General features: G+C 48.8%; 11 protein-coding genes. 5 read left to right on the top strand and 6 right to left on the bottom strand.

What is annotated here, in order from left to right; genetic code table 11:
• Nucleotides 1–47 precede the first annotated feature (47 nt).
• On the bottom strand, nucleotides 48–896 hold the full coding sequence (locus KGF88_RS12230) for a LysR family transcriptional regulator (protein WP_110076465.1): 849 nt from the start codon (nucleotides 894–896) through the stop codon (nucleotides 48–50).
• A 190-nt stretch (nucleotides 897–1,086) separates the two neighbouring features.
• On the opposite strand from KGF88_RS12230, the gene KGF88_RS12225 reads away from it, so the two are divergent.
• The 3 genes from KGF88_RS12225 to KGF88_RS12215 are packed head-to-tail and all read left to right on the top strand — an operon-like array spanning nucleotide 1,087 to nucleotide 5,558.
• A complete protein-coding gene (locus tag KGF88_RS12225; protein ID WP_153826300.1) occupies nucleotides 1,087–2,262 on the top strand; it encodes an acyl-CoA dehydrogenase in 1,176 nt (391 codons plus the stop codon).
• A 43-nt stretch (nucleotides 2,263–2,305) separates the two neighbouring features.
• The gene (locus tag KGF88_RS12220; protein WP_228759482.1) at nucleotides 2,306–4,528 is read left to right on the top strand and encodes a thiamine pyrophosphate-dependent enzyme; all 2,223 of its coding nucleotides are present in this window, start codon (nucleotides 2,306–2,308) and stop codon (nucleotides 4,526–4,528) included.
• Nucleotides 4,521–5,558: a malonyl CoA-ACP transacylase gene (locus KGF88_RS12215; RefSeq protein ID WP_153826301.1), complete on the top strand. Its 1,038-nt coding sequence runs from the start codon at nucleotides 4,521–4,523 to the stop codon at nucleotides 5,556–5,558. Before KGF88_RS12220 ends, KGF88_RS12215 begins: the two co-directional genes overlap by 8 nt.
• Here the strand turns inward: KGF88_RS12215 and KGF88_RS12210 are convergent.
• Both KGF88_RS12210 and KGF88_RS12205 read right to left on the bottom strand, forming a co-directional pair.
• The gene (locus KGF88_RS12210) at nucleotides 5,518–6,333 is read right to left on the bottom strand and encodes a mechanosensitive ion channel family protein (protein WP_153826302.1); all 816 of its coding nucleotides are present in this window, start codon (nucleotides 6,331–6,333) and stop codon (nucleotides 5,518–5,520) included. The genes KGF88_RS12215 and KGF88_RS12210 overlap by 41 nt on opposite strands.
• Before the next feature lie 45 nt (nucleotides 6,334–6,378).
• A complete protein-coding gene (locus KGF88_RS12205; protein ID WP_153826303.1) occupies nucleotides 6,379–7,362 on the bottom strand; it encodes a hypothetical protein in 984 nt (327 codons plus the stop codon).
• A 184-nt stretch (nucleotides 7,363–7,546) separates the two neighbouring features.
• On the opposite strand from KGF88_RS12205, the gene KGF88_RS12200 reads away from it, so the two are divergent.
• Nucleotides 7,547–8,173 (top strand): LysE family translocator, encoded by a 627-nt coding sequence (locus KGF88_RS12200; RefSeq protein WP_153826304.1) that lies wholly within the window; start codon nucleotides 7,547–7,549, stop codon nucleotides 8,171–8,173.
• Here the strand turns inward: KGF88_RS12200 and recQ are convergent, their stop codons facing one another.
• Entirely contained in the window at nucleotides 8,174–9,991 is a 1,818-nt protein-coding gene (gene recQ, locus KGF88_RS12195; protein ID WP_228759483.1) for a DNA helicase RecQ, read from the bottom strand.
• A 141-nt stretch (nucleotides 9,992–10,132) separates the two neighbouring features.
• On the opposite strand from recQ, the gene rarD reads away from it, so the two are divergent.
• Nucleotides 10,133–11,032 carry an EamA family transporter RarD gene (gene rarD / locus KGF88_RS12190; RefSeq protein ID WP_153826305.1) on the top strand — a complete coding sequence of 300 codons (900 nt, stop codon included), beginning with the start codon at nucleotides 10,133–10,135 and terminating at the stop codon, nucleotides 11,030–11,032.
• On the opposite strand, the gene uvrD is transcribed toward rarD, so the two are convergent.
• Together uvrD and KGF88_RS12180 are read right to left on the bottom strand one after the other, a co-directional pair.
• Nucleotides 11,008–13,206 carry a DNA helicase II gene (gene uvrD, locus KGF88_RS12185; protein ID WP_153826306.1) on the bottom strand — a complete coding sequence of 733 codons (2,199 nt, stop codon included), beginning with the start codon at nucleotides 13,204–13,206 and terminating at the stop codon, nucleotides 11,008–11,010. The genes rarD and uvrD overlap by 25 nt on opposite strands.
• Before the next feature lie 104 nt (nucleotides 13,207–13,310).
• On the bottom strand, nucleotides 13,311–14,027 hold the full coding sequence (locus tag KGF88_RS12180; protein ID WP_153826307.1) for an HAD-IA family hydrolase: 717 nt from the start codon (nucleotides 14,025–14,027) through the stop codon (nucleotides 13,311–13,313).
• Between the last annotated feature and the right edge of the window lie 8 nt (nucleotides 14,028–14,035).

Below are 14,035 nucleotides of genomic sequence, written 5' to 3'. Positions count from 1 at the left end.
CGGTCAAAATGGCAACCTCTCGGTTGCCATTTTATCTTGGTTGGTGCTTATTGTAGGTCGTGACTGCGTTGCTGGCATAAAGTGCGCAGCCATTCTAAAGCCGGTTGTCCTGATTTAGAGCGTGGATAAGCTAAACCAATAGTGCGCTGTAATGTTAAACCTTGCAGCGGTCGTAAAATCACATCCTGACGTTCACGTAACGCCTCAAAATCTGGCACTAGTGCTACTCCAACACCTGCAGAAACCAATCCTAATGCATATTCAATGGTGTGAATGTCTGCTCGAATATCCGGTTGGATGCCATTTCTTATCAACTCTGGATACAACTGTGACCACGCATCGCATGGGGTGCGCTTAATGAGTGCCAGTTGATCAAAATCAGCCAAATCTAAGGAGCTTTTTAACCCCAGCGGGTGTCCGGCAGGTAACGCCACCAAAAAGTTATCAGTCCAAATGGGTAGAAATTGCTCGCCCGCTTTCAGCATTTTGGGTGTGATAATACGAGCATCCCCTTCGTCTTCTGGTTCAACAAGATGCAACTCTAAACCCTCAACCCCGGCACTGAACTCTCTTAATAGCTGGCTCATTCGTTCTACCCCAAGCGCGCGAATTAAGCCTAAACGAAACTGAACGCGCTTCACGCTTTGCCGAAAAGACGCACGCAAAGATTGCATCTGACTAAGCATACGCCCGGCATGACCATATAAACGCTCACCATCCTCAGTGGGGGTGACACCTCGTGATTGCCGCGCAAATAACGCAACGCCTAGTTCATCCTCTAGTTGTTGTAAGGCTTTTGAGAGACTCGGCTGAGCCACATTACAAACCCGCGCAGCGGCGCTAATACTGCCATTTTCATAGACAGCCACAAAATAATTGAGTTGGCGCAAATCCATAGTTATTAACTATACCTGATGTAGATTTTATATGATTTAACTTTACAGCAAACCGGAGTAAAGTGAAGCCTATGAAATAAGAACAAGAGCGATATTAGCTATTAAACATGAGCTATTGATTGATAGCACAGCTCTAATATCCAATATCTAATAGCTATTATCCAATTTGCATTAATACAGAGGATTCTCCATGGCACGTTTTCCTTTTGACTGGCAAGACCCGTTTCAATTTTCTAGCATGCTGACTGAAGAAGAACGCATGATTCGCGATACTGCTCACCAATATTGTCAAGAGCGCCTTATGCCGCGGGTACTGACAGCTAATCGCGAAGAACGGTTTGACCGCGAGATTATGAACGAACTAGGCGAGTTAGGTTTGCTCGGTGCTACTTTGCCAGAAAAGTACGGTTGCGCTGAAGTTAACTACGTTTGTTATGGTCTTATTGCCCGCGAAGTAGAACGCGTCGATAGCGGCTATCGTAGCGCGATGAGCGTACAATCAAGTTTGGTCATGCACCCGATTTATGCTTACGGTACCGAACAACAACGAATGAAGTACTTACCCAAGCTCGCCAGTGGAGAGTGGGTCGGTTGTTTTGGTTTAACTGAGCCAGACGCGGGTTCAGATCCTGCTAGCATGCGCACTACTGCCAAGAAAATTGATGGCGGTTATGTGCTTAAAGGCAGCAAGATGTGGATCACGAACTCCCCTATCGCAGATGTGTTTGTGGTGTGGGCCAAGTTAGATGGTGAGATTCGCGGCTTTGTTTTAGAAAAAGGTATGAAAGGCCTTTCTGCACCCAAAATAGAAGGTAAATTCTCACTGCGCGCCTCCATCACTGGTGAAATTGTGATGGATGATGTGGAGGTTGGCGAAGATGCCTTACTACCAAATGTAAGCGGCCTCAAAGGGCCTTTCGGGTGTCTCAACAAAGCTCGCTATGGGATTGCATGGGGGAGTTTAGGTGCCGCTGAATTCTGTTGGCACGCAGCGCGCCAATACACCCTAGACCGGCATCAGTTTAATCGTCCACTTGCAGCTACCCAACTGATTCAGAAAAAACTGGCCGATATGCAAACTGAGATTAGCATTGGTCTGTTGTCCTGCCTGCAAGCTGGCCGTTTGATGGATTTAGATCAGCTTCCGCCAGAAACTATCTCGCTCATCAAGCGTAACTCTTGTGGCAAGGCATTAGATATTGCCCGGGTTGCTCGTGATATGCATGGCGGCAATGGTATTGCTGATGAATACCATGTGATTCGTCACGTGATGAACTTAGAAGCTGTTAATACCTACGAAGGTACGCACGATGTGCATGCGTTAATTCTTGGCCGCGCCCAAACTGGGTTACAAGCGTTCGCTTAACCAACTCATTCAAGCTAGCCATAGTAACGCGTAGGAGAATTGCATGTCGACCTCAGAGACCATGCCACGGGCTGCTATGCACCCCTGGCTCTCGGAACTGTTGCAGCGCATTGAGCAGGGCCAACTGCCACAGGCGCACGCCGCTGGTGGTGTGTTGAGTGACGCCGAGCTGTATGATTTATTTGATTCGCAGCTTAGTAGTCGTTTATTAGATTTACAGTCTCGCTTAATGCAAGCTGCCGGCCAGAGCTTCTATACCATTGGTAGCGCCGGCCACGAAGGCAATGCTGCCGTTGCGAAAGCTTTGCGGGTTACCGACCCGGCCTTTTTACATTATCGTAGCGGTGCGTTTTTTATTCAGCGCGCCAAGCAAGCACCGGGCTCCACTCCGTTGTACGACATGCTACTCAGCTTTGCCGCAGCCGCTGATGAACCTATTGCTGGCGGTCGTCATAAAGTGCTTGGCAGTTTGCATCTCAACGTACCACCGCAAACAAGTACCATCGCATCGCATGTGCCAAAGGCGATGGGTACCGCTTTTGCATTAGGCTTGAGTAAACGGTTAGCGCACCAAGGCACTTGGCCTCATGATGCTATCGCGGTTTGCAGTTTTGGGGATGCCTCAGCAAATCATTCCACCGCTTTAGGTGCGATCAATTCAGCCAGTTGGGCCGCTTATCAACAAATTCCGATGCCTCTGCTACTGGTCTGTGAGGACAATGGCTTGGGGATTTCCACCCACACTCCCAGAGGATGGATTCAGCAACAGTTAAGTCAGCGCCCAGCCCTTAAGTATTTCAGTGCTGATGGCAGCAACCTTGCCGAAACCTATTTGGTGGCTCAGGCCGCGGCCGATTACGTACGCAATAAGCGCAAACCTGCCATCTTGCATTTACGCACGGTACGCTTGTTTGGGCATGCGGGCGCAGATGCCGAAGTTGCTTATCGCAGTAAGCAAGAAATTGCGCTAGACAATGAACGAGACCCGTTACTGCATAGCTGTGCCGCGATACTTAGTCGAGGATTACTCGATCCGCATCAACTCGGTGCATTTATTCAAACGCAGCAACAACGTATTGCACGTATTGCGGTGCAAGCAAGCCAACGGCCTAAACTCAATTCTGCCGCTGAAGTGATGGCCAGCATCGTGCCTCCAGCACGGTCGCAAGCGCTGCCAAAACCAGCGCCAGCCGAACAACGCCAAGCGCTATTTCAGTGGGACAAGCACAATGTCGGCAAGCCCCAGCATTTAGCTAAGCACATCAATTGGGCGTTACATGATTTAATGGCGCAATACTCTAATATCGTGATGTGCGGTGAAGATATCGCTAAAAAAGGCGGTGTTTACCACGTCACTCAGCATTTGATGGAAGCTTTTGGCCCCAATCGCGTCCTTAACACCGTGCTTGATGAACAAAGTATTCTCGGGTTGGCCATAGGTATGGCGCAACAAGGCTTTATTGCGATGCCAGAAATTCAATTTTTGGCTTATGTGCATAATGCTGAAGATCAAATTAGAGGCGAGGCCGCAACCTTATCTTTCTTCTCCAGTGGTCAGTATACCAACCCCATGGTGATCCGAATTGCTGGCTTAGCTTATCAACGCGGTTTTGGTGGTCATTTTCATAATGACAATTCGTTCGCGGTGTTTCGGGATATACCAGGGATCATCTTGCTGTGCCCGAGTCATGGTCGTGATGGCGCATTATTGATGCGACAAGCGGTGCAACTTGCAGCTCGTGAACAGCGAGTGGTGATCATGCTCGAACCTATTGCTCTGTATATGACTCGCGATCTACATCAAGTGGGTGATAACGGCTGGCTAAGTGATTATCCAGACCTGCAGCAACCTGTGCCAGAGTTAGGCGAGCCAGCCGTGTTTGGAGACGGTCTCGAGTTGGCTATTATTTCTTACGGCAACGGCTACTATCTAAGCCGTCAAGCTGAAGCCAAGCTAGCCGCAGCAGGGCACTCGGTTCGGGTTCTTGATCTAAGGTGCTTGGTGCCTCTGCACGTAGATAAAATCATAGCTGCACTAGCGGGCTGCAAAAAGGTGCTGATTGTGGATGAATGTCGTAGTCGCGGGTCATTAAGCGAAGAGTTATTCACAGCCCTGCACGAACATCAGCCAGGATACTTTCATATCCAGCGCCTTAACGCTGCTGACAGCTTTATCCCATTAGGTGCAGCAGCCTATACCGTCTTACCTTCGTGCACCGATATCGTGACTCAAGCCTTAGCTTTGCTGGAGCAACATCATGACTAACTCTCGCAAAACGGCAGTGGTTGTTTGCCCTGGCCGCGGTACCTACAACAAGCCAGAGCTTGGCTCTATTAGCAGCGCCTTACCTGCAGCTCTGCAACCTACCTTGGCGCAAATCGATCACACCCGCACCGACCTCAATCTAGCAACTGTCAGCGAATTAGACCAAGCGCCGTTGTTTAAAAGCTCGCTTCATCAGCGCCCGGAGCATGCGGCGGCACTGATTTATGCCGGTGGCTATTTAGACTATCAAGCACTTAACACCGAGCAGTTTGACGTTGTGGCTATCACCGGTAATTCAATGGGCTGGTACACCGCCATGGCCTGCGCCGAAAGCTGGAACATAAATACCAGCACACGCTTAGTAACTCGCATGGCGCAGTTAACTGCTGGCGGTGCTGGGGCGCAATTTATTTATCCTGTCGTCGATGAGCCGTGGCGACCTTGTGCCGCCAAGCAAGCAGCAGTAGCGCAGCAGTTAGAGCGTTTTGCCGGTGATTTAAAAATGTCGATAAAGTACGGCGGCTATGCCGTGTTAGCTGGTTCCGAGGCTGCTTGCAGTGCTGCTATGGCGGCTTTACCTCGATTAGATGAGCGCTTTCCTATGCTCTTACCAGGCCACGCCGCATTTCATACCCATTTTATGCAACAGGCATCGCAACAAGCTTTAGCTGAATGGCCAGCAGCGGCTTTTCATGCTCCACAAACGCCCTTGATTGATGGTCGCGGCCAGATCTGGCCTGCCCATGTAACTCATCAAGCGGCATTACAGCAATACACACTGGGGCACCAAGTCACCGAAACCTACGATTTTAGCAAAGCGATACAAACGGCCGCGAAAGAATTTGCCCCTGACCACTTTATCCTGTTAGGCCCAGGCGCAGGGCTTGGTGGTGCTGTGGCGCAAGCACTCATCGAAATTAACTGGCAAGGTCTAGACAGCAAAGCCGAGTTTAGCGCACGCCAACAGGTGCCATTGCCCTACTTGTTATCTATGGGGTTACCTGAACAGCGTGCTCTGGTGACAGGTTAGCAAACTCAATATTTAACGCGCGTAGGCAAGCTTTGCCTCGCGCCGTTAAATCTGTCATGAACTGAAATTGCTGCCGCGGATCTATCGGATAAGCTTTTAAACGGTAGTGCGTGCCCCACGGCTTCTCAAGAATGATCACCACAATCGGTTGCTTCAGTTGCACATAAGGACTGGTCAGAGCGACATCTTCAAGCAGCTGTTTAACCTGATGCGCATCATGATTAGCGGCTAAATAAAAATCGGTGACCACCATCAGGCTGGGCCCGCCATTGTTAGCGTTATGGATTAGGCTATTCCATAATTTTAAATGAGGCACAAACACCACGGTATCATCTGGCGTCACCATCTCTACCGCACGCATACCAATGTGTTTTACTTCACCGTAAGTGCCGTCAACCTCAATCCAGTCGCCCGGACGATAAGGTAATTCATAAACTGCGACAATACCGGCAATTAAGCTACTCACGTAATCTTTAAGTGCAAACCCTATGGCGAGCCCAGCTGCGCCTAATATCGCCACCATGTTTTGTACGGTGGTTTCAATTACCATCGGCACTATCCACAAGGCCGCTAAGATGAAAACCACCACCCGAAGGGTTGGGATCATAGCTAAAACAAACAGCCGCTGCTTACCATGTAAATGGTCTGCTAACCAAGGTAAGAGGCGCTGGCTCAGCCAAATAATAGCTACTGCGACAGTGATCACTATCGCAATCTCTATCACAGCGGCACTCGTTACTGTTTTAAAGAGCCCCAGTATTTTATCGGTTTCCATGAATTAGATTATCCTGTTTGACCCATTGCGGATGCTCGTTTGCATTTAAAACGCATCCATGAAATAACCACGACTGTTAAGAAAGTCACGCGCGGCTAAATAACCATAAACAGTAACTTCCCACTTACCTTGATTGCACTCGACCAGATCAGCTTGCTGTAATTGCAGTAGTTGAACATCCAGCTGGTCTGCCGCCAACGTAGGAAGGACGCTTTGTAAGGCTGCACCACTCAGACCGTTGTGAAGAAGCAGTGCATATAGAACAAAAGCACTGGCATCACCGCAATCAGCTGGCATCGCTGGTAAATCTTTAGCATCATCTTGTGTCACGGCCCATAAGGCTAGTGCTAACCCAACGTTTCCCATGGCTCGTGCTGCCAATGCGCGCAGTTGTTTACTCGGTGCCTGAATACCTACTTGCTGCAGCAACGCTTCTGTTGCGGCTGAAAAACAATACACCTGTGGCAAATGTACTGGCCAAGCACGCTGTAGAAAGGCAAAGCTCCAGCTATCACACACGACGATTCCCTTACCTAACTCGCCGCGCATTAACTTAGGTAGCAGGGCACGAATAAAAGCTAAGCCATTGGTTTGTCGCTGCCAATAATCAGCCAAATGATCAATCACCCACACGGGTGCTGCTTGCGGTTGCCACCAGGCCTCGATATCAACACCGGCAAAGAGTTCAGCCTCCGGCGCTTGTAAAACAGGTAACTGGTGACGTTCTGCCCACGCTCGACTAATTGCCGCGGTGCCACTAAAAGGTGGGCTCACCAAAAACTTCACCCCAGTGCCGTCACTAGCCAACCATTCTTGCCACGCCTCATCTAGCGCATCAGCGGCCGGAGCTAAGTCAAAATCACGGTAGCCAGGAAAGTCTTTTGCCTCAGATTCTTCTGTACCTTGCTCTGAGCTAGGAAAAAGATTGCGCAAGTGCTGCACCAGTTGCTCAATCCGTGTGCTTGCTGGAGCACTTGGTCGCTCAAATTCAGCAAGCTTAATAATCTGCCAATGATTGTCCTGGCTCATTTGGGTCCTTGTTCATCATGAGGGCTCAACTTTATAGTACCTCGCATGCGGTTGTCGTCAAGCTCACGTGAGAGGATGACGCTCGTGCAGCAAGAATAGTCTAAATTAGTGCTTGGGATCTTGGCTTTATTGGCAAACTACTATTAAATGACAGCATCATCCATGACTAGATTGCACTCGGACTATGTTTGAAATTTTCATCGCCGTCTTATTTTTTGCCTTTTCTACAACCATCACTCCCGGCCCAAATAATGTGATGATCATGTCTTCGGGCATGAACTATGGCATTAAAGCCAGTATGCCGCACTTTCTTGGCATTTGTTTTGGCTTCCCATTGATGGTGCTCTTAGTTGGGCTTGGCTTTGGGGTGATTTTTGATAAGTTCCCTAATCTGCACCAATTGATTAAAGTGCTAGGCGTGCTTTATCTCATTTGGTTAGCTTGGCATATTGCTAGTGCCGAGCCACAAGCTATCAAACGTGGTGAGAAAAAACCTTTCAGTTTTTGGCAGGCTGTGTTGTTTCAATGGGTTAATGCGAAAGCTTGGGTGATGGCCACCGGTGCCGTTGCAGCCTTTACTACGGTACAAGGCTCTCCGTTCATGGAAGTATTAGCTATTACTTTGGCGTTTTTATTGATGGCGTTTCCCTGCGTGGGTATTTGGCTGGTCTTTGGTTCGCTCTTACGTAAAGTGCTGACCAACCCGCTGATGCAACGTCTGTTCAATATCACTATGGCGCTTATCTTAGTGCTTTCTGTGGTGCCTGTGATATTAGAGTTGTGGCATTTTTATATGGCGCCAGCCGCCTAACTAAAAGCGACTGATAGGTTCATCATCAGCATCTAGATAGGCGGTAATGGCAGCAATAAACTCATCGCCATAGCGCTCTAGCTTCTTATGACCCACCCCACTTATGTTGAGCATAGCGCCAGCCGTCGTGGGGTATTCTATCGCCATTTCGACCAAGCTATTATCATTAAAGACCATATAAGGTGCCAACCCTTCGGTATCAGCAATCGTTTTACGAAGTGCGCGTAAGCGTCGGAACAAGACTTTGTCATAATCGCCTCTATCAGCCACTCGTGGCTTACTCGTGGCCAAGTTGATTCTTGGTTCAGCTAATTGTAGGGCAATTTCACCACGTAAAACGGGACGTGCAGCTTCAGTGAGTTGTAGCACGCCATACTGTTGCACGTTCTGGACTAATAAACCTCGATGCACGAGTTGTCGAATAATAGCTTGCCAGTATTCTTGGCTATGCTCGGCACCTATGCCGTAGGTAGAGAGCTTATCATGCCCAAGATCCATCAACCGCTGTGACTTGCTTCCGCGCAGTACGTCGATGACATGAGTAGAACCAAAGCTTTGCTGCACTCGATAAACACACGAAAGTACCTTTTGTGCGTCCACTGTCCCATCGTATTGACGTGGTGGATCTAAACAAATATCACAGTTATTGCAGGGCTTATCACGGTATTCGTTAAAGTAATTTAGCAGCACCAAGCGCCGACAAGTTTGTGCTTCGGCCATGGCTTGCATGGCGAGGAATTTATGAGTCTCTACCCGCTTACGATCTTCATCCGGATGATCGTTAATCACTGAGCGAATCCAGCCCGCATCACTTGGTGCATACAACAGCATCGCTTCAGCGGGTAAGCCATCACGTCCGGCTCGTCCGGTTTCTTGATAATAACCCTCGACACTGCGCGGTATGTCAAAGTGCACGACAAACCGCACGTTGGGTTTATTGATACCCATACCGAAAGCTACGGTTGCCACAACCACATCAATGTCGTCACGCACAAACCCACGTAGCACCCGTTCGCGTTCATCATGGTCCATGCGAGCGTGATAGCCTGCTGCACGCAAACCGTCTCGCTGCAACATCTCAGCTAGCTCTTCTACTTTTTTGCGGCTGCCACAGTAAACAATGCCTGAAGCGCCTTTTTGCTGTGCAATATAGTCGCGTACCTGCTTGAACGGCTTGAATTTTTCTTCCACTAAGTAGCGAATGTTAGGGCGGTCAAACGAGCCTTTGTACACTTCCGGCTGGTTTAACCGAAGGCGCGAAATGATGTCTGCCTCGGTGGCGGCATCGGCGGTGGCTGTAAGTGCCATAAATGGCACTTGTGGTAGAGCTTCTCTTAATTGCCCCAACTGACCATACTCAGGACGGAAATCATGACCCCACTGGGAGATACAATGAGCCTCGTCGATGGCTACAAAGGCGACCTGCCATTCTTGCAACCGTTTAATAAAAAAGGGCTGCATCACGCGCTCAGGGCTTACATATAAAAGCTTGATCCGTTGCTGCTGTAGCTGTTGATAAATCTCTGCATTTTGCTCAGGGGTGAGGCTGTTATTCAACGCGGCTGCCGCCACACCCATTGCGTGAAGGGCCTCAACTTGGTCTTGCATCAGTGAAATTAACGGCGAAATAACAACCGTCAACCCTTCCGCAGCCAGCGCTGGCAATTGATAACACAGCGATTTACCGCCCCCAGTGGGCATCAGCACTAAAGCATCATGACCCTCTTGCACCGCCTGCATCACTTGCGCTTGGCCCTCGCGAAATTTGGTGTAACCAAACACTTCGGCAAGAAGTTGTGACAGCGTAGAAGATGACAAAATAAAGGCCCCAATTGACGGCAATGAACGATAGCTCTATTGTATGCATCCCTGTCGCTGAACACTACCGGCACAGGCCTTTTTCCGTGATATTCCGCCACCATCTGATTAAAAATCGCACGAATGTGAGATCCGACCATAATGACTGAGACCACCCAACGTAGCCGCCTGGGCGTACTATTTGCTATTGCTGCTTATACCATGTGGGGCATTGCACCGGTTTACTTCAAAGCCCTCGAGAGTGTGCCGGCGATAGAAATTGTTAGCCATCGTATTATTTGGTCATTTGTTCTGGTGTTAGCGCTTATTCTGCTCTTGCGTCGTGGTGGCCGGCTCAAACCCGTGTTACAGAATCGCAAGCACATGTTGCGTCTTACTGTTGCGACCTTTTTACTGGGCGGTAATTGGTTTCTTTTTATCTGGGCGATCAACAACGACCACATTTTAGATGCCAGCTTAGGTTATTACATTAACCCATTGCTTAATGTGGCTATCGGCATGGCGTTTTTTGCCGAACGGATGCGGCGTTTACAGCTGGTAGCGATAGGGTTAGCTTTTACTGGGGTGTTTATTCAAGTGGTATCGTTTGGTTCGGTACCTTGGGTAGCTCTTATCTTAGCGAGTAGTTTTGCTATTTACGGTGCTATTCGTAAGCGCCTTCCGATAGATTCTATTACTGGGCTGTGGCTAGAGACTGTGATCTTGTTACCTATCGTACTGGTTTATATGCTCTTTTTCGCTCAATCAGATAACGTGAACATGCTCGACAATAGCTGGCAAATCAACAGTCTGCTGGTAGCGGCAGGAGTGGTAACTACCGCGCCGCTGCTCTGTTTTACGGCAGCAGCACAGCGGATCCGCTATTCCACTTTAGGCTTTTTTCAATACATAGGGCCAAGCCTGATGTTTATTCTCGCTGTCTGGGTTTATCACGAGCCGTTAGCGTCAGATAAACTGGTCACCTTTGGCATTATTTGGGCTGCACTGGCGCTGTATAGTTTTGACTCACTGGTACATCAACACCGCTCTAAACGAGCATAGGCAGTCATTAACCACTTGGAGCCTACGCCATCAAAGTTAATTTGAATGCGGCTTTGGGCTCCTACGCCTTCGTAATTAAGCACGGTACCCTCACCAAATTTAGGATGTCGTACGCGCTGCCCTAGCTCATAGCCCGTTTGCTCAAAGGTCTCATGGCTGGCGCCACTATGAAAGCGGCCAAGTGCAGGGCTGTGATGCTGAGTTCGGCTTTGTAAGCGAACATGGTGGAGGGTTTCGGGAGGCATCTCACCCACAAAACGGCTTACTTTATGAAAGAACTCTTGCCCATAAATACGTCGCTGTTCAGCATAGCTAATCACTAATTTTTGCATCGCGCGGGTCATGCCAACGTACATAAGCCGACGCTCTTCAGCTAATCGTCCGCTTTCATCCAAAGACTGCTGCGATGGAAATAGGCCTTCTTCTACACCCACCATAAACACCAACGGAAACTCTAAGCCCTTAGCGCTATGCAGGGTCATTAATTGCACTGCATCTTGATGTTCTTCCGCTTGCTCATCACCTGATTCAAGGGCTGCATGAGCCAAAAAGCTATTCAGCGGCGTCATATTTTCATCGTTGTTTTGCTCATCAAAAGCATGGAAATTATCGCAGGCATTCACTAACTCTTTTAAGTTTTCGACCCGCGTTTCAGCTTTTTCACCTTTCTCAGCTTGATACATCGCCATCAAACCGGAGCTTTTGATAATAGTATCGACCTGTCGTCCTAACGGAAAGTCACTGACATCGTCTTCCAATCGGTCGATTAAATCTAAAAACGCTTGTACGGCATTACCGGCGCGACCACTGAGAATCTTCTCCTGCACCAATTGCTTGGCCGCATCCCACATGGTGGTTCCACGAGCTCGGGCCCCATCACGAATAATGGCCAGGGTTCTATCGCCGATACCTCGCGTGGGAGTGTTGATCACGCGCTCTAGTGCCGCATCATCGTTGCGACTGGCTAACAGCCGCAAATAAGCCAGCGCATCTTTGACTTCTTGTCTATCAAAGAATCGCAAGCCGCCATAAATTCGGTAGGGAATACGCGCATGCAATAAAGCTTCTTCAATTACCCGTGATTGCGCATTACTACGATACAAAATCGCGACATCTTGCAGGGCATGGCCTTGTTCATGCCACTGCTCGATTTGTCCGGCAACATAGCGTGCTTCGTCCATCTCATTAAAAGCGGCATAAAGATCAATCGCATCACCACTTCCGTCTTCGGTCCATAATTCTTTACCTAAGCGATCGTTATTGTTGGCAATCACTTGGTTGGCAGCCTGGAGAATATTATTGGACGAACGGTAGTTTTGTTCTAAGCGGATGGTTAGTACATTTGGATAGTCCCGCAAAAACTGCTGAATATTTTCTACTTTGGCACCCCGCCAGCCATAAATAGACTGATCATCATCGCCGACAATGGTGACATAATTGGTAGCTTCAGCGCTGTTACTAACCCCTGAGAGTAACTTTATCCATGCGTATTGAATCGAGTTAGTGTCTTGAAACTCGTCCACTAAAATATGTCGAAAGCGGCGCTGATAGTGCTCCCGAACAATGGCGTTGTCGCGCAGCAGTTCATGTGCTCGCAGTAATAGCTCGGCAAAATCCACCAGCCCCGCACGGTCACAAGCTATTTGATATTCTTCATAGATCTCTTTAAAGGTGCGCTCATTAAAATCAAAGCCATCCAAATGATGCGGACGTAATCCTTCGTCCTTCTTGGCATTAATAAACCACTGGGCTTGTTTAGCTGGCCAACGTTTTTCATCTAAGTTTTTATTTTTAATGATACGTTTAAGCAATCGTTGCTGGTCATCGCTATCAAGGATCTGGAAATTTTGCGGCAGCTTAGCGTCCATAAAGTGAGCGCGTAAAAGACGATGAGCTAGCCCGTGGAAGGTTCCGATCCACATAGTGCGTACAGAATTACCTAAAATCTGCTCAATCCGTCCACGCATTTCTGCGGCTGCTTTATTGGTGAAAGTAACGGCCATGATGCTATGGGGCGATACCCGCTGCTCTTGCAGCAACCAAGCGATTCGGTGTACCAGCACCCGGGTTTTACCGCTCCCCGCGCCAGCAAGAACTAGCATGTGCCGCTCATGCGCAGCTACTGCTTGTTGTTGCTTGTCATTAAGTTGGGCGAGTAAAGGGTGCTGAGTCATAAAGTTATCCGAGCTTAGGTATCTATTAAAATGAAAATTACTGGCGCTTGCGGCAGTTTAGTTTTCTAATACTGTATATGCAACCAGTTATTTAGCGAAGCAACTTACTTTAATAAATGCTGCGCTAGGTCTTCAAGGCGCTGATAAGCAAGCGTTGGCAGCACTCGCAAATGCTCAGCTTGACCAAGCCCACCGGTAAACCAGGCACTTTGCCAACCCGCTCGGTGCGCCCCTAAAACATCGGCGTAGGGGCTATCACCAACGTGCAACCACTGCTGCGGATGTCGTTCTGGAAACCGTCTAGCGGCGGCCTCAAACATATCGGTAAATGGTTTTCCGCGTAGCTCTGCATTGGGTTGTAGTATCAATTGAAAATAAGGAGCTAGGCCGATCTCTGTCACATTCACGTTACCATTGCTTATCGCAATTACGGGTAACTTGGCACTCAATTGTGCCAGTAACTGATGTACTTGGGGATCAATTTCAACCAAATTACGATACCGCATAAACTCGGCCATCGCTGCAGTAGCACCCGCTTCTGCTTCTGCACTTGGCACGCCAAAGTGCGCCAGCCCCGCGGCTAGAGCAGTTAGTCTAAGTTGGGTCATATCGCTGGCTAAACGAACATCGCGTTGCATGATTTGTTGGCGTAATTGAGCCCAGTCGTGCGGCTGCCAGGTAGCTGTTTGAGGGAATTCACGTACCACATAATCTCGAACGGCTTGCTCGGCGCGTTGCATCACTGGCACGTTGTTATAGAGGGTATCATCCAGATCAAAACTAACTGCTGCAACAGGTAACAGTCGTCGATAAAACTGCATTATTTATT

Source organism: Idiomarina loihiensis (assembly GCF_024584785.1).
In the GTDB taxonomy this organism is placed as follows: domain Bacteria; phylum Pseudomonadota; class Gammaproteobacteria; order Enterobacterales; family Alteromonadaceae; genus Pseudidiomarina; species Pseudidiomarina fusca.
Note: the sequence above shows the minus strand (reverse complement) of the source record. Positions and strands in the feature narration are given on the sequence as shown.